Origin of the sequence: Sphingobium ummariense RL-3, assembly GCF_000447205.1 — a bacterium.
In the GTDB taxonomy this organism is placed as follows: Bacteria; Pseudomonadota; Alphaproteobacteria; order Sphingomonadales; family Sphingomonadaceae; genus Sphingobium; species Sphingobium ummariense.
Map to the genome: position 1 here is coordinate 13654 of NZ_AUWY01000087.1, position 19055 is coordinate 32708.

General features: G+C 65.5%; 19 protein-coding genes. 9 read left to right on the forward strand and 10 right to left on the reverse strand.

Annotated elements, in window-relative coordinates; translation table 11 throughout:
- Position 1: 1 nt before the first annotated feature.
- Positions 2–1900, reverse strand: a complete 1899-nt coding sequence (dnaK, locus tag M529_RS36890; protein ID WP_021318294.1) for a molecular chaperone DnaK — start codon at positions 1898–1900, stop codon at positions 2–4.
- Between the two features lie 174 nt (positions 1901–2074).
- On the opposite strand from dnaK, the gene M529_RS36895 reads away from it, so the two are divergent.
- The 3 genes from M529_RS36895 to M529_RS36905 all read left to right on the forward strand — a co-directional run bounded on the left by M529_RS36895 (position 2075) and on the right by M529_RS36905 (position 3645).
- The gene (locus M529_RS36895) at positions 2075–2551 is read left to right on the forward strand and encodes a copper chaperone PCu(A)C (protein WP_031295031.1); all 477 of its coding nucleotides are present in this window, start codon (positions 2075–2077) and stop codon (positions 2549–2551) included.
- Complete coding sequence (locus M529_RS36900; RefSeq protein ID WP_021318296.1) at positions 2548–3009, forward strand: hypothetical protein; 462 nt, start codon at positions 2548–2550, stop codon at positions 3007–3009. The genes M529_RS36895 and M529_RS36900 overlap by 4 nt, the downstream gene beginning before the upstream one ends.
- A gap of 105 nt (positions 3010–3114) precedes the next feature.
- On the forward strand, positions 3115–3645 hold the full coding sequence (locus M529_RS36905) for a tetratricopeptide repeat protein (protein WP_021318297.1): 531 nt from the start codon (positions 3115–3117) through the stop codon (positions 3643–3645).
- A gap of 99 nt (positions 3646–3744) precedes the next feature.
- Here M529_RS36905 and sdhA read toward each other — a convergent pair whose 3' ends face one another.
- The 3 genes from sdhA to sdhC are packed head-to-tail and all read right to left on the reverse strand — an operon-like array spanning position 3745 to position 6331.
- Entirely contained in the window at positions 3745–5547 is a 1803-nt protein-coding gene (sdhA, locus tag M529_RS36910; protein WP_021318298.1) for a succinate dehydrogenase flavoprotein subunit, read from the reverse strand.
- The gene (gene sdhD / locus M529_RS36915) at positions 5547–5936 is read right to left on the reverse strand and encodes a succinate dehydrogenase, hydrophobic membrane anchor protein (protein WP_021318299.1); all 390 of its coding nucleotides are present in this window, start codon (positions 5934–5936) and stop codon (positions 5547–5549) included. The genes sdhA and sdhD overlap by 1 nt, the downstream gene beginning before the upstream one ends.
- A complete protein-coding gene (gene sdhC / locus M529_RS36920) occupies positions 5936–6331 on the reverse strand; it encodes a succinate dehydrogenase, cytochrome b556 subunit (protein ID WP_021318300.1) in 396 nt (131 codons plus the stop codon). The genes sdhD and sdhC overlap by 1 nt, the downstream gene beginning before the upstream one ends.
- 186 nt (positions 6332–6517) lie before the next feature.
- Here sdhC and M529_RS36925 point away from each other — a divergent pair, with 186 nt between their 5' ends.
- The 3 genes from M529_RS36925 to M529_RS36935 are packed head-to-tail and all read left to right on the forward strand — an operon-like array spanning position 6518 to position 9638.
- On the forward strand, positions 6518–7852 hold the full coding sequence (locus tag M529_RS36925; protein ID WP_031295032.1) for a methyl-accepting chemotaxis protein: 1335 nt from the start codon (positions 6518–6520) through the stop codon (positions 7850–7852).
- A 47-nt stretch (positions 7853–7899) separates the two neighbouring features.
- On the forward strand, positions 7900–8898 hold the full coding sequence (locus M529_RS36930) for a 50S ribosomal protein L11 methyltransferase (protein WP_021318302.1): 999 nt from the start codon (positions 7900–7902) through the stop codon (positions 8896–8898).
- 26 nt (positions 8899–8924) lie between these two features.
- Positions 8925–9638, forward strand: coding sequence for a dienelactone hydrolase family protein (locus M529_RS36935; RefSeq protein WP_021318303.1), 714 nt, complete (start codon positions 8925–8927; stop codon positions 9636–9638).
- A 291-nt stretch (positions 9639–9929) separates the two neighbouring features.
- Here the strand turns inward: M529_RS36935 and M529_RS36940 are convergent, their stop codons facing one another.
- Both M529_RS36940 and M529_RS36945 read right to left on the reverse strand, forming a co-directional pair.
- Positions 9930–11060, reverse strand: coding sequence for a M14 family metallopeptidase (locus M529_RS36940; RefSeq protein ID WP_021318304.1), 1131 nt, complete (start codon positions 11058–11060; stop codon positions 9930–9932).
- Complete coding sequence (locus M529_RS36945; RefSeq protein WP_021318305.1) at positions 11057–11653, reverse strand: DUF4136 domain-containing protein; 597 nt, start codon at positions 11651–11653, stop codon at positions 11057–11059. Before M529_RS36945 ends, M529_RS36940 begins: the two co-directional genes overlap by 4 nt.
- A 197-nt stretch (positions 11654–11850) precedes the next feature.
- On the opposite strand from M529_RS36945, the gene ykgO reads away from it, so the two are divergent.
- Both ykgO and M529_RS36955 read left to right on the forward strand, forming a co-directional pair.
- A complete protein-coding gene (ykgO, locus tag M529_RS36950; protein ID WP_003046794.1) occupies positions 11851–11976 on the forward strand; it encodes a type B 50S ribosomal protein L36 in 126 nt (41 codons plus the stop codon).
- A gap of 6 nt (positions 11977–11982) precedes the next feature.
- Positions 11983–12603: an HAD family hydrolase gene (locus tag M529_RS36955; protein ID WP_021318306.1), complete on the forward strand. Its 621-nt coding sequence runs from the start codon at positions 11983–11985 to the stop codon at positions 12601–12603.
- A 7-nt stretch (positions 12604–12610) separates the two neighbouring features.
- Here M529_RS36955 and metH read toward each other — a convergent pair whose 3' ends face one another.
- From metH to M529_RS36975, 4 genes are all read right to left on the reverse strand, one after another.
- Positions 12611–15223 (reverse strand): methionine synthase, encoded by a 2613-nt coding sequence (gene metH, locus M529_RS36960; protein WP_021318307.1) that lies wholly within the window; start codon positions 15221–15223, stop codon positions 12611–12613.
- Between the two features lie 139 nt (positions 15224–15362).
- Positions 15363–16409 carry a homocysteine S-methyltransferase family protein gene (locus M529_RS36965; RefSeq protein WP_031295033.1) on the reverse strand — a complete coding sequence of 349 codons (1047 nt, stop codon included), beginning with the start codon at positions 16407–16409 and terminating at the stop codon, positions 15363–15365.
- A 138-nt stretch (positions 16410–16547) separates the two neighbouring features.
- Positions 16548–17483, reverse strand: a complete 936-nt coding sequence (gene metF / locus M529_RS36970; RefSeq protein ID WP_021318309.1) for a methylenetetrahydrofolate reductase — start codon at positions 17481–17483, stop codon at positions 16548–16550.
- Positions 17480–18451 (reverse strand): ArsR/SmtB family transcription factor, encoded by a 972-nt coding sequence (locus M529_RS36975; protein WP_021318310.1) that lies wholly within the window; start codon positions 18449–18451, stop codon positions 17480–17482. The genes metF and M529_RS36975 overlap by 4 nt, the downstream gene beginning before the upstream one ends.
- Positions 18452–18665: 214 nt before the next feature.
- Here M529_RS36975 and M529_RS36980 point away from each other — a divergent pair, with 214 nt between their 5' ends.
- Positions 18666–18881, forward strand: coding sequence for a hypothetical protein (locus M529_RS36980; protein ID WP_021318311.1), 216 nt, complete (start codon positions 18666–18668; stop codon positions 18879–18881).
- The last annotated feature ends 174 nt before the right edge of the window (positions 18882–19055 follow it).

Consider the following 19055-nt stretch of genomic DNA (forward strand, 5'->3'; position numbering starts at 1 on the left):
CTTACGCCTTGTTGTCGTCCACTTCGGAGAACTCGGCGTCGACCACGTCGTCGTCGGCCTTCGGGGCTTCACCGCCCGGAGAGGCGGCGGCCGCCTGCTCCTTCTCGTAGATGGCCTGGCCCAGCTTCATCGCAACCGTAGCAAGCTCCTGCGCCTTGGCCTTCATCGCCTCGGCGTCGCCGCTTTCCACGGCGGACTTGGTCGCGGCGATTGCGGTCTCGATCTCGCCCTTCAGCGAGGCATCGACCTTGTCGCCATGCTCGGCCAGCTGCTGCTCGGTGGTGTGGACCAGGCTCTCGGCATTGTTCTTCGCCTCGGCCGCCTCACGGCGCTTCTTGTCCTCGTCGGCGAAGCGCTCGGCATCCTTCACCATTTGCTCGATGTCGGCGTCCGAAAGACCGCCCGAAGCCTGGATACGGATCTGCTGTTCCTTGCCGGTGCCCTTGTCCTTGGCGGACACGTTGACGAGTCCGTTGGCGTCGATGTCGAACGTCACCTCGATCTGCGGCACGCCGCGCGGCGCCGGCGGGATGCCGACCAGGTCGAACTGACCCAGCAGCTTGTTGTCCGCCGCCATCTCGCGCTCGCCCTGGAACACGCGGATCGTCACCGCCTGCTGGTTGTCGTCGGCGGTCGAATAGACCTGCGACTTCTTGGCGGGGATGGTGGTGTTGCGGTCGATCATGCGGGTGAACACACCGCCCAGCGTCTCGATGCCGAGGCTCAGCGGAGTGACGTCCAGCAGCAGCACGTCCTTGACGTCACCCTGCAGCACGCCCGCCTGAATGGCCGCGCCCATGGCGACGACTTCGTCCGGGTTGACGCCGGTGTGCGGTTCCTTGCCGAAGAAGTCCTTCACCGCCTCGCGCACTTTGGGCATGCGGGTCATGCCGCCCACCAGCACGACTTCGCTGATCTCGCTGGCGGTGACGCCCGCGTCGGCCAGCGCCTTCTTGCAGGGCTCCATCGTCCGCTTGATGAGGTCGGCGACCAGGCGCTCCAGATCGGCGCGCGTCACCGTCTTGACGAGGTGCTTCGGACCATTCTGGTCGGCGGTGATGAAGGGCAGGTTGACTTCGGTCGTCTGGGCCGAGGACAGCTCGATCTTCGCCTTTTCTGCGGCTTCCTTCAGGCGCTGGAGCGCCAGCTTGTCCTTGGTGAGGTCGATGCCTTCCGCCTTCTGGAAGTCGGCGGCCAGATATTCCACCAGCTTGGCGTCGAAATCCTCGCCGCCCAGGAAGGTGTCGCCATTGGTCGACTTCACCTCGAACACGCCGTCGCCGATCTCGAGGATCGAAATGTCGAAGGTGCCGCCGCCAAGGTCATAGACCGCGATGGTCTTGCCGTCCTGCTTTTCCAGCCCATAGGCCAGCGCCGCCGCAGTGGGCTCGTTGATGATGCGCAGCACTTCGAGGCCGGCGATCTGGCCGGCGTCCTTGGTCGCCTGACGCTGGGCGTCGTTGAAATAGGCGGGGACGGTGATGACCGCCTGCGTGACCGTCTCGCCCAGATAGCTCTCGGCGGTTTCCTTCATCTTCTGAAGGATGAACGCGCTGATCTGCGACGGGCTGTAATCCTGCCCCCCGGCCTTGACCCAGGCATCGCCGTTCGGTCCCTTCGCGATCGAATAGGGGACGAGTTCCATGTCCTTCTTGGTCATGGGATCGTCGAAGCGACGGCCGATCAGGCGCTTGACCGCAAAGATCGTATTGTCCGGGTTGGTGACCGCCTGGCGCTTGGCCGGCTGACCGATCAGACGCTCGCCATCCTTGGCGAAGGCGACGATCGAGGGCGTGGTCCGCGCCCCTTCCGCATTTTCGATGACCTTGGGCTTTCCGCCGTCCATCACAGCAACGCAGCTGTTGGTGGTGCCCAGATCGATCCCGATAACTTTTGCCATTTCTTCCTCTTCGAACCCCAAATCACATTCAGCGGTTGACGGCCCCATACCTCACGAAAGCGCCAAGGCAAGGCCGGTTTGCGTGTCGGATATAGGCGTGCTTTTCCTTGGCACAAGGATCGGTGGACATTAGCTATGCAACCGACCGGAAACGAGACAGTCATGGAGTCGATGATGCGCGCGTCCCTTGCCCTGCTTGCCCTTGCAGCGCCCCTCGCTCTTGCCTCCTGTGGCGATCCGGCGCCCACCTATATCGACCAGGCCTGGGTGCGGCTCAGCCCCAACAAGGACACGCCGTCCGCCGGCTATTTCGTCGCCCATGGTGGCGATGCCGGCACCCAGCTGCGCGGCGTGCTGACCGACTATGCGCTGAAGGTGGAGATGCACGAGAGCATGACCGAAAACGGCATGTCGTCGATGAAGCCGATCTCCAGCGTCGACATTCCGGCCAAGGGAACCGTCGCCTTCGCGCCGGGCGGCAGGCACCTCATGATCTGGGGCGTCAACGACACGGCCATCAGCCGGGGCAAGATGCAGATGACCTTCCTCCTCGCCAATGGCGACCGGCTGCTGGTCGACGCAGTCATCCAGAAGCCCGGCGCAGGCGAGCCGGCAGCGGAGAACAAGGCCCGCGAGCATGCCGGCCATTGACCAGCCGCCCGCTGACCGCTGACGAAGTTACGCTTGCCGGGTCGATGTTCGGCCGGGCGATCGATTACGGTCGGGTCCGCATTCACAACCGCAAATGGTGGCCGCTCCAGCCGCGCGGCGTCACCATGGCGCCCGACGGCGACCTGTGGTTCCATCCCGAAGGCGGCCTGTTCTGCGCCGATTTCTGTGCCAGCCCGCTCGGCCACCAGGCGCATTTCATCCACGAGATGACGCATGTCTGGCAGGCGCAGCGGTCGGGCAAATACTGGCTTCCGCTGATGCGCCATCCCTTCTGCCGCTATGCCTATGACATCGAGCCGGGCAGGCCCTTCGCCCGCTACGGCATCGAGCAGCAGGCGGAGATCGTGCGACACGCCTTCCTGCTGCGCCGCGGCGCGCGGGTGGAAGGGAAGCCGGGACGGGACGTCTACGAGGCGCTGCTGCCTTTCGGGACATGAGCCGCCCCGTCACCGGACGTCCGGAAAGGTTCCGACACGAAACTTAAATTGACGAACAATTCCAAAGATGTCAAACTCCTCCCCTGCATAGTGGAGGAGTGAGTCATGCGTTCGGCTATCCTGTTTCCCCTTGCCCTGGCTCTCGCCGCCCCCGTCCATGCGCAGCATGTCGCCGGCGTGTCGGGCATTCATTTCAACAATAGCACCCCGTTCACCGGCCCCGTCGGCGGCTTCGCCTCCGGATATGTTCCGCGGCAGGCTCCCAATTCGGAGATCGGTCAGGCCCAGGCGCTGATCGCCGCCGGTCAATATGGTCAGGCGGACGCCGTGCTGACGAAGCTGATAGGCGCCACCAGCAGCAAATATGTCCGCTTCCTGAAAGGCGTGACGAAGCTGGGCCTTGGCGATGCGGAAGCCGCGCGCCGCTATTTCGAAAAGAGCCTGTACCAGGGCCGCAACGGTTATCCCGGCGCCATGTCGGGCCTCGCGATCGCGGAAATCCAGCTCGGCAATCGCGACGCGGCCGAGCATATCCTCGAAAAGCTGCGCTATCAGCAGGACAAATGCGGCCGCTCCTGCGACCGGGCCAAGTCGCTCGAGCAGGCTGTCGGCGTGGTCGAGAAGGCGCTGATCTAGGGTTCGAGATAAACGTAGCGCCGGTGCTGCGGCATCGGCTCTATGAAAAAGGGCGGGCCTTGCGGTCCGCCCTTTTCGTTGAGCCCTCTCGGCAGGCGATCAGTAAACCCGCGCCTTGGGCTTGATATATTCCGCTTCGTCCGTGAGCGTGTAGTCGTGCACCGGCCGGTAATCGAGCGTCACCTTGCCGCCCGATCCGCCCCAGCCTTCGAACCAGCTCACGGTGTGCTTCATCCAGTTCTCGTCGTCGCGGTTCGGGAAGTCCTCATGCGCGTGGGCGCCGCGGCTTTCCTTGCGGTTTTCCGCGCTGACCATGGTGCAGACCGCCTGGGACATGAGGTTGTCCAGCTCCAGCGTCTCGATCAGGTCGGTGTTCCAGATCAGTGAGCGGTCGGTGACGGCGACGTCCTCCAGCCGCTTGTTGACATGGGCCATCTTCTCGACGCCCTCGGCCAGCAGCGCGCTGTCGCGGAACACCGCGGCGTGCTTCTGCATGGTGTGCTGCATCTCGAGCCGGATCGCCGCGGTGGGCGATCCACCCTTCGCGTTGCGATATTTGTCGAGGCGGCTGAGCGCCAGATCGGCCGAATCCTTAGGCAACGGCTTGTGCGCGGCGTTGGGCTTCAGCGTGTCCTTGAGGTGCAGGCCGGTCGCGCGGCCGAACACGACGAGGTCGATCAGACTGTTGGAGCCAAGGCGGTTCGCGCCGTGCACCGACACGCAGGCCGCTTCGCCCACGGCATAGAGGCCGGGCACCACGACTTCGGGATCATCGCCGACCTTGGTCACGACCTGGCCATGATAGTTACAGGGGATGCCGCCCATATTGTAGTGGACGGTCGGCGTCACCGGCAGGGGCTGGCGCGTGAGGTCGACGCCCGCGAAGATCTTGCCGCTTTCGGTGATGCCGGGCAGACGCTCGGCCAGCACCTTGGGGTCGATATGGTCGAGGTGCAGGAAGATATGGTCCTTGTTGGGACCGACCCCACGCCCTTCGCGCATTTCCATCGCCATGGAGCGCGACACGACGTCGCGGCTGGCGAGATCCTTGGCCGACGGAGCATAGCGCTCCATGAAGCGCTCACCTTCGGAGTTGGTGAGATAGCCACCCTCGCCGCGCGCGCCCTCGGTGATGAGCACGCCCGCGCCGTAGATGCCGGTCGGGTGGAACTGCACGAACTCCAGATCCTGGAGCGGCAGCCCGGCGCGCAGCACCATGCCACCGCCGTCGCCGGTGCAGCTGTGCGCCGAGGTGGCCGAGAAATAGGCCCGGCCATAGCCGCCCGTCGCCAGCACGACCGCATGACTGCGGAAGCGGTGAATGCTCCCGTCTTCCATGCAGATGGCGATGACGCCCCGGCATTCGCCATTTTCCATGATGAGGTCGATGGCGAAATATTCGATGTAGAAGTCCGCGTCATATTTCAGCGACTGCTGATAGAGCGCGTGCAGCATGGCGTGGCCGGTGCGGTCCGCGGCGGCGCAGGTGCGCTGCACCGGCGGGCCGGCACCCATATTCTGCATGTGGCCGCCGAACGGACGCTGATAGATCGTCCCGTTCTCGTTGCGGCTGAACGGCACGCCGGCATGCTCCAGCTCGATGACCGCCGCCGGCGCCTCGCGCACCATATATTCGATCGCGTCCTGGTCGCCCAGCCAGTCCGATCCCTTGACGGTGTCGTACATGTGCCAGGTCCAGTGGTCAGGCGAATTGTTGCCCAGCGACGCCGCAATGCCGCCCTGCGCCGCCACCGTGTGGCTGCGGGTCGGGAACAGCTTGGTGATGCAGGCGGTCTTAAGGCCGGCTTCGGCGCTGCCCATGGTCGCGCGCAGGCCCGATCCGCCCGCCCCCACCACAACGGTGTCGTAGCTGTGGTCGATGATCTTATAGGCTTCGCTCATTACTTGACGACCCCCGTGAAGGCGATCTTGGCGATCGCGAAGATGCCCGCGGCCGCGCCGCCGATAGCATAGAAGTTGAGCAGCAGGATCGACAGGAAGTTCAATCCCTTGTCGTGGACATAATCCTCCAGCATGACCTGCATGCCCAGCCGCAGGTGCCAGAAGACGCTGACCAGCATCAACGCCAGAGGCACCGCGACCAGGGGATTGGCGATCCAGTTGCGGACGCTCTCATAATCCAGCCCCGGCAGGGTAACGAGGCTGAAAATCAGCCACAGCACCAGCAGCAGGTTGCCGACGGCGGTATAGCGCTGGGCCAGCCAGTGATGCGCGCCGTGCCTTGCCGATCCAAGACCGCGGACGCGGCCGATTCCGGTACCCGTACCCATCAGAACTTCCCCGCGAAGATGGTGGCCCACAGCGCCACCGTGGCCAGCGTCGACAGGACCGGGATCACCATCGACCAGGTCTTGTTGGTGTTGAGTTCATAGCCTGCGCCCATGTCGAGCACGAAATGGCGCAGGCCCGACATCATGTGCTGGAAGAAGAACCAGCTCAGCCCGATCATCACCAGATAGCCGATCGGCGACGTCGCGCACTTCTGGAAGGTGTCATAGGCTTCCGGGCCCATCGCGATCGCCATCAGCCACCAGACGATCCCGATCATGCCCACTGTCGCAAGGCCGTTGCCGGTAACGCGGTGAAGGATGGAGATCGCCATGTGCGGTCCCCATTTCCAGATCGTCAAATGCGGCGAGAGCGGCCGGCTGGTGGTGCGCGCCATATGGTCTCCGTCCCTGGATCATATCCCTAGATTGCGATCCCCTTAGGATCGAAACCAGCCAAGGGCAAGCAGGCTGAGGCGATGAAGGCGCAAAGCCGCAAAGGCCGCCGGAATAAGGAGTGATTAACCAAAATCCGCTATCGCCAGGGTCACAGACCGCTTCACCAGCAGGGATCGAACCACGCCATGACTTCCCCCGCGACCTCCAGAAACGCCATGATGGACAGTCTGAACGACCTGGATCCGTCGGGCCAGATCGCCGCCAGCATGCGCGACATCCATGCCCTCGTCGGCGCCGACTTAGCGAGCGCCGCGCAGATCTTCTTCGATACCTATATGACGCAGAGCGGGCTGCGCGCGAAGCTCAGCCCTTCCGTGCTGGCCCGAATCGAAAGCGAATGCGTGGATTATGTGCGCTCCAAGTTCGGTCGGTTCGAAGAGGGGCAGTGGGCCGCCGCTTCCGCCGAATGCGCCCGCCATGCACGCAAGCACGGCGTGCCCGTCCGAGCCGTGTTGCGCGCGGTCGCTGCTGCCAACGAACGGATCACCGACCTGATATGGGACCGCTGCGCCGATGAGGATGCCACCCGCCGCCGGCTGGTAGGCGTCATGGCTTCCGTGGCGATGCTGGATTCGGCCATGATGACCAATGTCCTGGTCAGCGAGAACGCGGATCGGGAACGGACGGAGCGCCAGCGCTTCGGCACGCTGTTCCAGCAGCGCATCGTCGGCGAGATCGACGGCGCGACCCATCTGGGCGAATCCCTGCGCGAACAGGCCAAGGATGCGTCCGCCGCGACCCGTGGCATGCTGGGCAAGGCGTCGGAGGTTGCCGCCGCCGCCGAACAGTCGGCCCTCGCCATGCGGGAGGCCGCGCGCACCGCCGCCGGCCTGATCCGCGCGATCGAGGACGCCCGCACAGAGGTCGAGGGCGCCGCCAGCGTCGCGCTGCGCGCCGCCACCCAGTCAGGCGACGCGGTCGCCATGTCGAGCACCCTGTCGGACCATGCCAAGTCGATCGAATCGATCCTGGGCCTGATCCGCGACATCGCCGGCCAGACGAACCTCCTTGCCCTCAACGCCACGATCGAGGCCGCCCGTGCGGGCGATGCCGGTCGCGGCTTCGCCGTCGTCGCGCAGGAGGTCAAGAGCCTCGCCAACCAGACCGCGCGCGCGACCGACGAGATCGCCGGCAAGATCGCCGACATCCAGGCGTCGACCCGCCAGTCGGTCGAGACCAACGAGCGCATCCGCGACACGGTGGGCGAAGTGCAGGCCAGCGCCGAGCGCATCCGCCACGCGATGGACGCGCAGGCGCAGACCGTCACCATGATCACCGCCGCCGTCGACGAGACCGCGCTGGCCGCCGACTCGATGTCCGCCACCATCTCGGCGATCCGCCAGGATACGGAGGTCGTCGCTTCGGAAATCGACCAGCTCGAGCGCGGCTTCGTCAGCGTCGAAGGCAAGCTGTCCAGCCTGCGCCAGGCTTCGTCGGAATTCGGACGCCAGGCGGCCTGACGCCGGGCCGCCTTTCCCTCCGGCGCATCTATGGCTAAAGCGCCGGCATGGAAGATGCCGCCCGATCTGCCGGCCAGAGCTGGAAAGTCACCCTCCCCTGCACGCGCGCCGAGGCCGAGGCGCTGGATGGAGAGATCGCCGCCTTCGCGATGATGGACCGGCCGCCGGTGCTGATGACCAGCGAGGCGGAACCGGACAATCCCGACTCCTGGCAGCTCGACGCCTATTTCGAAGGGAAGCCCAGCCAGGCCGCGATCAAGCTGCTGCGCGCGCTGGTGCCGAGCGCTGCTGGCACCAAAGCGGTGATCGAGCAGTTGCCCGACGAAGACTGGGTGACGCTGAGTCAGCAGGGACTTGAGCCCGTGACGGCCGGTCGCTTCCACGTCCGCAACCTCGCCACCGATCCGGAAGAGCCCGGCCATGTCAATTTCCTGATCGGCGCCAGCCGCGCCTTCGGCACCGGACAGCATGACACGACGGCGGGATGCCTCGTCATGCTGGACCGGATGCGGCGGATCGGCATGCGCTTCGGCAATGTCGCCGACATCGGCACCGGCACCGGCCTGCTCGCCTTCGCCGCGCTCCACCTGTGGCCCCGCGCCTATGCCACCGCGTCTGACATCGACCCCGTGGCGGTCGAGATCAGCGCCGAAAACGCGCGCGCAAACGGGGTGCGGCTCGGCAGCGGCATGGGTCAGGTCGCGCTCTACACGGCGGCAGGGGTCGATCACGCCGCCCTGGTGCGACGCGCGCCTTACGACCTGCTGATCGCCAACATCCTGGCTGGGCCGCTGATCGAGCTGGCGCCCTCGCTCTGCGCGCTGGTGGAGGATGGCGGGACGATCCTGCTCGCCGGGCTTCTGAAGGAACAGGCCGACGCCGTGCTGGCCGCCTATCGCGCGCAGGGCATGCGGCTGGCCGAGCGGGTGGATCGCGGCGACTGGCCGACCCTGCGCCTGCGCAAGCGCCCGCGTATCGGCTGGCGCCGTCCCGTGCGCCTCGACCCGGCCGAGCGGGGCGAAGCCTGGGGCTTCGGCAGCATCTAGCCATATATGCACAAGGAGAAGAGGCCATGACCATCGTCCGCCGCGTCACGATCCACGAGGACGCTTCCGGCCCGTTCGAAAGCATGGCGGTGCTGGACGATGCCGCCTCGGGGCCGCTGCCGGGCATCCTGCTCTTCCCCAATGTGTTGGGCACCAAGGAAGCCGACTTCGCCTATGCGGAAAAGGTCGCGGCCCTGGGCTATGCGGTGCTGGTGGCCGACGTCTACGGCCAGGGCAAGCGGACCGTGCGGGGACCGGACGGGTCGCGCTACATGGACGAGATGAACGCCGATCGCGCGAAGCTGCGCGACCGGGTGAACGCCGCCCATGGCGTGCTCAAGGGGCTGGAAGCGGTGGACGCCGCGCGGACGGCCGCGATCGGCTTCTGCTTCGGCGGCAAATGCGTGCTGGACCTGGCGCGCAGCGGCGCCGACATCGCCGGCGGCGTCAGCTTCCACGGCGTATTCGACGCTCCGCCCTTCCCCAACGCGACCATCACCGCGAAGCTGCTGGTCTGCCATGGCTGGGAGGACCCGGTCGCCTCGCCCGAAGCAACCGTCGCGCTGGCAAGGGAACTGACCGATGCGGGCTGCGACTGGCAGATCCACGCTTATGGTCATACCGGCCACGCCTTCACCGACCACAGCGTGAACATGCCGGAAAAGGGCCTGGCGTATAACGAGGCGGCCGACCGCCGCAGCTTCAAGGCGATGGCGGATTTCCTGGGTGAGCTGTTCTGAGCGTGGGGCGGTGGAGGCTCACAGACCGAGGCGCTCAGTGGTAATGAGCGCGGGGAATGGCCATAACCTCCCTTCGTCCTGAGTAGCCATTGAGCTTGTCGAAATGGCGTATCGAAGGACCGATGTCGTACGCTGACCCTTCGACTGCCTGCCAAGGCAGGCGCTCAGGTTCAAACGAGGCACGTGACTCGTTTGAAGCTTCGACAAGCTCAGTCCCTACTCGGGGCGAACGGATGCAGAGAAGGTCTCGCTCCGGCCGAAACCCGCCATCACCTCAACAAAGCGATCCCCTCAAATCTCGTCGATCATCTCCGCCAGCACGGCGAGGCAGTCCTTGCCGAGCTGGATCGATCGCGCCGGGGACCAGCCGAAATCGGCGTCGGGCAGGTCGTCATTGTCCTTGAACGGCATTTCCAGCGTCATCGACACCGCGCCGAACCGCTCGGCCAGCTGGTTGGTGGACATGGACAGGTTCGCCCGCCCGTCACCCGCCACCGGATAGCCCAGACGGGTCTGGAAATCGGGTGTCCGCGCCGCCAGCGTGTCGCGATAACGGTGATAGAGCGACAGCTGCCGCTCGGTGATAGAGGGGATGCCCTCGAACCCCGCAATGAAAACCGCAGCGATCGCCTCGTCGCCATGCACGTCCATGGCGAAGTCCACCCCGGTCTCGTCCATCGCGGCGCGGACCAGGAAGACCTCCGGGCTCTGCGCCATCGACGGTTCGTGCCATTCGCGGTTGAGGTTCACCCCCGCCGCATTGGTGCGAAGGTGCCCGCGCCGGCTGCCGTCCGGGTTCATGTTGGGAACGATGTGGAAAGTCGCCTTCGCCCGCAGCAGGCGCGCGACGGCGTCCTCCTCGTCCAGCAACCGCTCCAGCACGCCTTCCATCCACCATTCCGCCATGGTTTCGCCGGGATGCTGGCGGGCATAGAGCCAGACCCGCTTTTCCCCCTCACCCACCGTCAGCAGGTCCAACGGCTGTCCGTCCAGCGTCAGCCCCAGCTCGCGATGCGCGACGCCGGGCTGGCAAGCCGCCCAGGCGACCAGGTCGTGATGCCTCTCCATCGAATAGGGCGCGAAATAGGCGACCCACACGGCATTGCTGTCCGGCGCCAGCCGGATGGTGAGCGTGCCGTCGGCATAGCCGGTGTCGGCCAGCAGCCAGCTGTCCCGGTCCTCGCTGAATCGGGCGCGATAGCCCGGCCAGCCGCCCGGATAGGCCGATGCACCGCAGTTCACGATCGCCAGCTCGACCTCCCGCCCCGCGACTCCGGCGACGCGAAAGTGGAACCATTGATAGAAGTCGCTCTGATGGTCGCGCACGATCTCCAGCTCGGCGCGGACGCCGTCCGGAGTATCGTTGATGGAAAGGACTTTGATGTTGCCGCTGTCGAAGGCGCTCGTGATCGAGATGGTCATTTGACGGTTATAGTGCGCCCCGACTCCCCCGGATAGCCCCCGAGAAGGGCGGCGGCGAGCTTCTGCGCGACGAGCGACGGCTGCGCGGCAGGGCTGCCCTCGCGGCCCTGTGTCATCGCCCGGCCTTCCCAGATGGTCTGCGAATCGCTGCGGCGCCGGATCTGCACCTGCATCTCGGTGGTGACGACATCCTTTGGCTTGCCCGACAGGTTGATGCCGATGCCCAGGCCCAGCCCCGAATAGCCGCCGCTGCCGACGGCGCCGCCGACGCCCACGCTGACCGGCTTATCGTTGCCGCCATAGGGCGCGGTCGGGCGGAAGCTGCGGCGGAAGCCGACCAGCGCGACATAATCGCTCGCGCCCGCCGGCCCCGCGCTGAAGCCGACGCGCTGAAGCTCGGCGTTGACGGCGTCGGCATAGGTCCGGAATTCCAGGCCGACGTCCGGATTCCCCTGGATTTCCTCGACCGCGATCGACCCGCTGCGCGCGGGATTGTCGGTGTGGAAGCGGGTTACCTCCACCGGCGGCGCGGCGGTGGCGCAGGCGGCAAGGGAGAGGGAAAGGACGACGGGGGCGAAAATGGATTTCAGCATGGTCTGGACTCCGGCTGGGCCGCACTGCCTACACGGCGCCAGGCGCGCGTTCCCATCAACGCCTGTAGCCACGAATTGGCTGCACGGGCGATGAACGGCGGGAAAAGAGGGGCTGACGGCCTTGACTTTCCGCCGTCCTCCCCATAGGGGCTGCGCTTCGATTTTCCGATCAAACAGAGATTCACAAGGCCGCAGCCATGAAGATTCGCAACTCGCTCAAGTCGCTCAAGGATCGTCACCGGGACAACCGCGTGATCCGCCGCCGCGGCCGCACCTACGTCATCAACAAGACCAACCGTCGCTTCAAGGCCCGCCAGGGCTAAGCAACGGTGACGGATATCGCCGCCGTCATCTTCGACGTAGGCAATGTCCTCTACCATTGGGATCCCCGGATCCTCTACGAGCGCCTGATCGAGGACGATCGGGCGCTCGATGCGTTTCTGCGCGACGTCGTGACCCCGGACTGGCATTTCCAGCACGATGCCGGCCGCCCCTTTGCCGAAACCAGCGCCGAACTGATCGCCCGGCATCCCGACCATGCCGACCTCATCCGCCTCTGGGGCGACCGCTTCATCGACAGCATCGGCCCTGCGGTGGACGGCATGCCCGAACTGGTGCGAGATCTGGACGCAGCGGCGGTGCCCCTGTTCGGCCTCACCAATTTCAGCGCGGAGTTCTGGCCCGACTTCCATGCGCGGGAAGCCGCCCTGTTCGCACCCTTCCGCGGCATCATCGTGTCCGGCCGCGAACAGATGGTGAAGCCCGACCCGGCCATCTACGCGCTGGCGCTGGCGCGATTCGGTCTGGCGGCGGAAGCAACGCTGTTCATCGATGACCGCGAGGAGAATGTCCGCGGCGCCCGGGCGGCCGGAATGCATGCGCATCTGTTCCGGGATGCGCGGACGCTGAGGGCGGAACTGGCGGGGATGGGACTGGTCGCAGCCTCCTAGCTTCCCCTCAGTCCAGATTGGGCCGCAGATAGCGCTCCGCCGTTTCCAGGTCGATGCCGCGCCGCGCCGCATAATCCTCCATCTGATCCCGGCCGATGCGCGCGACGCCGAAATATTCGGCCTGCGGATGGCCGAAATAGAAGCCGCTGACCGCCGCGGTCGGCAGCATGGCGAAGCTTTCCGTCAGGGTGATGCCTGTCGCATGATGGGCGTCGAGCATGTCGAACAGGATCGGCTTCAGGCTGTGCTCCGGGCAGGCGGGATAGCCGGGCGCCGGGCGGATGCCGCGATACTGCTCCTTGATCAGCGCCTCGTTGGTCAGCTGCTCGCCCTCCGCATAGCCCCACAGGGCCGTGCGGACATAATGGTGCAGCCGCTCGGCAAAGGCTTCCGCCAGGCGATCCGCCAGCGCCTTCAGCAGAATGTCCGAATAATCGTCGATCGCGTTCTTGAAGCGCGCCAGATGCGGCTCGATGCCGTGGATGGACACGGCGAAGCCGCCCATCCAGTCGCCGTCATGGCTGATGAAGTCGGCGAGGCACATGTTCGCCCGCCCTTCCCGCTTGGCGATCTGCTGGCGCAGCATCGGCAGGCGATAATGCCGCTCGTCCTCCACATGGACCAGGATGTCGTCGCCCTCGCGGCGGCAGGGCCACAGCCCCGCGACGCCGCGCGCCGTCAGCCATTTCTCGTCCAGGATCTTCTGGAGCATCTTCTGCGCGTCGGCGAACAAGCTGGTGGCGCTTTCGCCCACCACCTTGTCCTCCAGGATCGCGGGATAGTTGCCCGCCAGTTCCCAGGCGCGGAAGAAGGGCGTCCAGTCGATATACTGGACCAGGTCGCGCAGGTCCCAGTCGGGAAAGCGGTGGACGCCGGGCAGCCGCGGGCGCGGCGCCTTCAGGCTCTCGTCGATCTCGAAGGCATTGGCGCGGGCATCGTCGATGGACAGCAGCTGGCTCTGCCCCTTGCCCTCGCGCGCCTTGCGGACATGGTCGTAGTCGGCCTTGGTCTTTTCGACGAAATCGGTCTTCTGCGTGTCGGAGACGAGCGCGGTCGCCACGCCCACCGCGCGGCTGGCGTCCAGCACATGGACGACCGGACCGGTGAAGGCGGGGTCGATGCGCAGCGCCGTGTGCACCTTCGACGTGGTCGCGCCGCCGATCAGCAGCGGCATGGTCATCTGCGCGCGCTGCATCTCCGCCGCCACCGTCACCATCTCGTCCAGCGAGGGGGTGATGAGGCCGGATAGGCCGATCATGTCGGCATCATTCTCGTTCGCGGCCTTGAGGATATCCTGCCAGGGCACCATGACGCCCAGGTCGATCACCTCGAAACCGTTGCACTGGAGCACGACGCCGACGATGTTCTTGCCGATGTCGTGGACGTCGCCCTTGACCGTCGCCATGACGATCTTGCCCTTGCCCTTGGCGCCCGGCTCCTTCGCCGCCTCGATATAGGGCAGCAGGTGAGCGACCGCCTTCTTCATGACGCGGGCGGACTTCACCACCTGCGGCAGGAACATCTTGCCCGCCCCGAACAGGTCGCCGACCACGTTCATGCCGTCCATCAGCGGGCCTTCGATCACCTCGATCGGCCGGTCGGCGGCCAGCCGGGCCTCCTCGGTATCCTCGACGATCCAGCTGTCGATGCCCTTGACCAGCGCATGTTCCAGCCGCTTGGCGACGGGCCAGCCGCGCCATTCCTCGGCCGCCTTCTCCGATGCGGCATCCTTTCCCCGGAAGCTTTCGGCCAGCGTCACCAGGCGCTCGCCGGCCTCCGGATCGCGGTTCAGCAGCACGTCCTCGCACGCCTGGCGCAGCGCCGGGTCGATCGAGTCATAGACATCGAGCTGCCCGGCATTGACGATCGCCATGTCCAGCCCGGCCGGGATCGCATGATAGAGGAAGACCGAGTGCATCGCCCGCCGCACCGGCTCGTTGCCGCGGAACGAGAAGCTGAAGTTGGAAAGGCCGCCCGAGATATGGACGTGCGGGCAGCGCTTCTTGATCTCCCGGCAGGCCTCGATGAAGTCGACGCCGTAATTATTATGCTCCTCGATCCCGGTCGCGACGGCGAAGATATTGGGGTCGAAGATGATGTCTTCGGGCGGAAAGCCGATGGTCATCAGCAGCTTGTAGGCACGCTCGCAAATCTCGACCTTGCGGTCCTTCGTGTCCGCCTGTCCCGTCTCGTCGAAGGCCATGACCACGACGGCAGCGCCATAGGCCATGCACTTGCGGGCCTGTTCGAGGAACTTCTCCTCGCCTTCCTTCATGCTGATCGAGTTCACCACCGGCTTGCCCGAAACGCATTTCAGCCCCGCCTCGATCACTTCCCATTTGGAGCTGTCGATCATCACCGGCACGCGGCTGATGTCCGGCTCCGACGTCATGAGCTTGAGGAACGTCGTCATCGCCTCGACCGCGTCAAGCAGGCCCTCGTCCATGTTGACGTCGACGATCTGCGCGCCGCTCTCCACCTGGTCGCGGGCGATGTCGATGGCGGCGGCATAGTCGCCGGCCATGATCAGCTTCTTGAACTTGGCCGAACCGGTGACGTTGGTGCGCTCGCCGATATTGACGAAGGTGGCGCCAGAAAGATCGGGGGTCTGGGTGGTCATCGGTTTCTTCCAAAATTCCTCCCCCTTAGGGGGAGGGGACCATGCCGCAGGCATGGTGGAGGGGTTTCACGCTATCGAGGGGGCGACACCCCTCCGTCTGGCTTCGCCAGCCACCTCCCCTTTCAGGGGAGGATGGATACTATGCCGCGATGTGCATCGGTTCGAGGCCCGCGAGCCGCGTCACCACCGGCAGTTCGGGCACGACGCGCGGCTTCTGCCCCGCCAGTGCCTTTGCCACCGCGCCGATATGCGCCGGCGTCGTGCCGCAGCAGCCGCCGACCATGTTGACCAGCCCCTCGTCCACCCAGTCGCGGATCAGCTTCGCGGTCGTCTCGGGCAGTTCGTCATACTGCCCCAGCTCGTTCGGCAGCCCCGCATTGGGATAGGCCAGGATCAGCGTGTCGGCATTCTTCGACAGCTCGGACAGATAGGGCCGCAGCAGGTCCGCACCGAACGCGCAGTTCACGCCGATCGTCAGCGGCTTCAGGTGCCGCAGCGAATACCAGAAGGCGTTGATCGTGTGGCCCGACAGGTTCCGGCCCGACATGTCGGTGATGGTGAAGCTCAGCATCAGCGGCACGGGGCGGCCAGCGGCGGCTTCCGCCTCCCGCGCCGCCATGCCCGCCGCCTTGGCGTTCAGCGTGTCGAAGCAGGTTTCCACCAGCAGGAAGTCCACCCCGCCCTCGATCAGCGCGTCGCACTGCTCGCGATAATCGGCCTTCAGCGTGTCGTAGTCGACCTCGCGATAGGCCGGGTCGTTGACGTCGGGCGAGATCGACAAGGTCTTGTTCGTCGGCCCGATCGACCCGGCGACGAAGCGTGGACGCCCGTCCTTCGCGGTCGCCTTTTCGCAGGCGGCGCGCGCCAATTTCGCGGCGGCGACGTTGATCTCCCGCACCAGATGCTCGCAGCCATAGTCGGCCATCGCGATCTTGGTGGACGAGAAGGTGTTGGTCTCGATCATGTCCGCCCCGGCGTCGAGATAGGCGGCGTGGATGCCCTCGACGATGTCCGGCCGGGTCAGGCACAGCAGGTCGTTATTGCCCTTCTGGTCCTTCGCCAGGTCCAGCGACCCGCGATAATCCGCCTCCGTCAGCCCGTGCTTCTGGATCGACGTGCCATAGCCGCCGTCGAAAATCATGATCTTTTCGGCCGCAATGGCGCGAAATTGGTGTTCGGCGCTCATCATCAAAACTCCGCCTGTTCGAAAAATCCGTTCGTCCTGAGTAGGAGACTGAGCCTGTCGAAGGCTCCGTATCGAAGGATCCTTCGATACGCCAATTCGACAAGCTCAATGGCTACTCAGGACGAACGGGTAAATCCCTCATGCCGCGACATCCGCAACCTTCGGCCTCAAACCGAGCAGATGACAGATCGCATAGCTCAGTTCCGCCCGGTTGAGCGTGTAGAAATGAAAGTCGCGCACCCCGCCCGCATAGAGCTTGCGGCACAATTCCGCCGCCAGCGTCGCGGAGACCAGCTGCCGCGCGCCGGGCAGGTCGTCCAGCCCTTCGAACAGCTTGCCCATCCAGCCGGGCACGTCGGTGTTGCACATCGCCGACATGCGCTGGACCGCGGCGAAATTGCTGACCGGCATGATGCCCGGGATGATGTCGGCGTCGATCCCCGCCGCCGCCACCTTGTCGCGGAAGCGGAAGAAGGTGTCCGGCTCGAAGAAGAACTGGGTAATCGCCCGCGTCGCCCCGGCGTCCAGCTTGCGCTTCAGGTTGTCCAGATCGCTTTGCGGGCTTGCCGCCTCGGGATGGGTTTCGGGATAGGCAGCCACGGAAATCTCGAACGGGTGGCGCTTCATCAGGCCCTCGACCAGCTCGGCCGCGCCCGCATAGCCCTGCGGATGCGGCTCGAAGCTCTTCCCCTGCTCGGGCGGATCGCCGCGCAGCGCGACGATATGACGCACCCCGGCCTCCCAATAGGCGTCGGCAACCTCGCCGATCTCGTCGCGGCTGGCGGCCACGCAGGTCAGGTGCGCGGCGGCGGACAGCGGCGTTTCCCGCGCGATCCGGGCGACGGTATTGTGGGTCCGCTCCCGCGTGGAGCCTCCCGCGCCATAGGTCACCGATACGAATTTGGGGGCGAGCGGCGTCAGCGTCCCGATCGCCGACCAGAGCTGCTCCTCCATCTTCTCCGTCTTAGGCGGGAAGAATTCGAAGCTGACGTTGAGGTCGCCCGCAAGGTCGGCATAGAGCGGCGCATCGAGCGCGCGCCGGGCCTCTTCGACGGAAGGAAAGGTCAGGGTCATGCGGAAATGCGTCCTTCGATCGGCACGATGCGGGCGCCACGGCGCCGCCCCAGCCACAGTTGTACGGTAAGTTGCTGTCCGGGCAGGCTTTCCACCCGCTCCAGGTCGATGCCGGCGTCCCCGAACCAGGTGCCGATCTGCTCGTCGGAAAAGCCCAGGCGCGCATGCTGGTCGCGCAGGCGCAGTTCCTCGCGCTCGTGCGGGGCAAAATCGGCGATCAGCAGGCGCCCGCCCGTCTCCATCACCCGCGCCGCCTCCGCGATCACCGCCTCGGGGACCTGCGCATAATGCAGCACCTGATGCAGCACGATCGTGTCGACGCTCCCCGCCTCCAGCGGCAGCGCAGAAAAGTCTCCCAGCAACAGTGCGTATTTGTCCCCGGCGTCCTGCGGCAGCTTGGCGCGGGCAAGGCGGAGCATATCGGGGCTGCGATCGAGCGCCGTCACCTGGTCGGCGGCGGGTCCGAACAATTCGATCATCCGTCCGGTGCCGGTGCCGATGTCGAGCAGATGGCCGATCGGCTCCTGCCCCAGCAGCGCGGTCATCGCCGCCTCCACCTCGTCCTCGGGCACGTGAAGCGAGCGGATCGCGTCCCATTCCTCGGCCCGCTCGGCGAAATAGGCCTCCGCCGCGCGCGACCGGTCGGCGCGCACCGCCGCCAGCCGGGCAAGGTCGGCCTGCTGCCACAACTGCTCGTTGGCCGAGGGTTCCAGGGCGTCGAACAGCGTCAGGAAGGGCGCGGTCCTGCTGTCCCGCGAAAGGCGCAGGAACACCCAGTTCCCTTCCTTGCGCCGCTCGACCAACCCCGCTTCGGCCAGGATGCGGACATGGCGCGACACGCGGGGCTGGCTTTGCCCGACCACCACGGCAATCTCTCCCACAGCCAGTTCCATCGCCCGCAGCAGGTGCACGATGCGCAGCCGTGTCGGGTCTCCAAGAGCCCGGAAGATGTCGAGAGCGGCAGCCATGGCACTGTCATATAAAGAATTCTTTATATACGTCAATGCCGGCTCTGTCTCGCCGCAGTGCAAAAAAGCCCCGTTTTGCAAGCTTCGTTTCGCAGGAAATGGGATTGCCTTGCTTCTTCCAAAGCATTACGAATCGTGGCGCAGACGCAATGGGGGGTGAGCTTTTCTCCGAGAGTTGTCTGCGACGGTTTTTATCTCAGAGAGGGGTTAGCCCATGACCAAGTCGATTGCTCTTTCGTTCGTTCTCGCCGCGTCGCTCGGCCTGGCCGCTTGCACCGGTGGCGCGGAAAATACCGCGAACAATGCCGCCAACTCCGCGGAGAACGCCTCGAACGCTGCCGACAACGCCCTGAACGCCGCGATGAACGCCGCCGACAACGCCGCCAACGCTGCGTCGAACGCGACCAACAACGCCGCGAACGCGATGTAATTTTCGCCTTCGGGAAGAGTTTCGAAAAGGGCCGCGCCGGAAACGGAGCGGCCCTTTTTCATGGGAGCGATTTCATGGTGCAGCGCATCGCGGGCCTGGTTCTGCTGACGGTTCTGGCCGGCTGCGGATCGGGCGACGGCGTCGGCGGCGTCAGCGCCAGCGAAGCGAGCGCGC

Excerpts from the sequence above, each read along its gene's own strand:
- sdhA (WP_021318298.1), bottom strand. The coding sequence starts at position 5,547 with ATGAGCGAAGCCTATAAGATCATCGACCACAGCTACGACACCGTTGTG.
- M529_RS36945 (WP_021318305.1), bottom strand. The coding sequence starts at position 11,653 with ATGCTGAAATCCATTTTCGCCCCCGTCGTCCTTTCCCTCTCCCTTGCC.
- M529_RS36975 (WP_021318310.1), bottom strand. The coding sequence starts at position 18,451 with ATGGCTGCCGCTCTCGACATCTTCCGGGCTCTTGGAGACCCGACACGG.
- ykgO (WP_003046794.1), top strand. The coding sequence starts at position 11,851 with ATGAAGATTCGCAACTCGCTCAAGTCGCTCAAGGATCGTCACCGGGAC.
- metF (WP_021318309.1), bottom strand. The coding sequence starts at position 17,483 with ATGACCCTGACCTTTCCTTCCGTCGAAGAGGCCCGGCGCGCGCTCGAT.
- sdhC (WP_021318300.1), bottom strand. The coding sequence starts at position 6,331 with ATGGCGCGCACCACCAGCCGGCCGCTCTCGCCGCATTTGACGATCTGG.
- sdhD (WP_021318299.1), bottom strand. The coding sequence starts at position 5,936 with ATGGGTACGGGTACCGGAATCGGCCGCGTCCGCGGTCTTGGATCGGCA.
- M529_RS36925 (WP_031295032.1), top strand. The coding sequence starts at position 6,518 with ATGACTTCCCCCGCGACCTCCAGAAACGCCATGATGGACAGTCTGAAC.
- M529_RS36940 (WP_021318304.1), bottom strand. The coding sequence starts at position 11,060 with ATGACCATCTCGATCACGAGCGCCTTCGACAGCGGCAACATCAAAGTC.
- M529_RS36980 (WP_021318311.1), top strand. The coding sequence starts at position 18,666 with ATGACCAAGTCGATTGCTCTTTCGTTCGTTCTCGCCGCGTCGCTCGGC.
- M529_RS36930 (WP_021318302.1), top strand. The coding sequence starts at position 7,900 with ATGGAAGATGCCGCCCGATCTGCCGGCCAGAGCTGGAAAGTCACCCTC.
- M529_RS36935 (WP_021318303.1), top strand. The coding sequence starts at position 8,925 with ATGACCATCGTCCGCCGCGTCACGATCCACGAGGACGCTTCCGGCCCG.
- dnaK (WP_021318294.1), bottom strand. The coding sequence starts at position 1,900 with ATGGCAAAAGTTATCGGGATCGATCTGGGCACCACCAACAGCTGCGTT.
- metH (WP_021318307.1), bottom strand. The coding sequence starts at position 15,223 with ATGACCACCCAGACCCCCGATCTTTCTGGCGCCACCTTCGTCAATATC.
- M529_RS36965 (WP_031295033.1), bottom strand. The coding sequence starts at position 16,409 with ATGAGCGCCGAACACCAATTTCGCGCCATTGCGGCCGAAAAGATCATG.
- M529_RS36905 (WP_021318297.1), top strand. The coding sequence starts at position 3,115 with ATGCGTTCGGCTATCCTGTTTCCCCTTGCCCTGGCTCTCGCCGCCCCC.
- M529_RS36895 (WP_031295031.1), top strand. The coding sequence starts at position 2,075 with ATGCGCGCGTCCCTTGCCCTGCTTGCCCTTGCAGCGCCCCTCGCTCTT.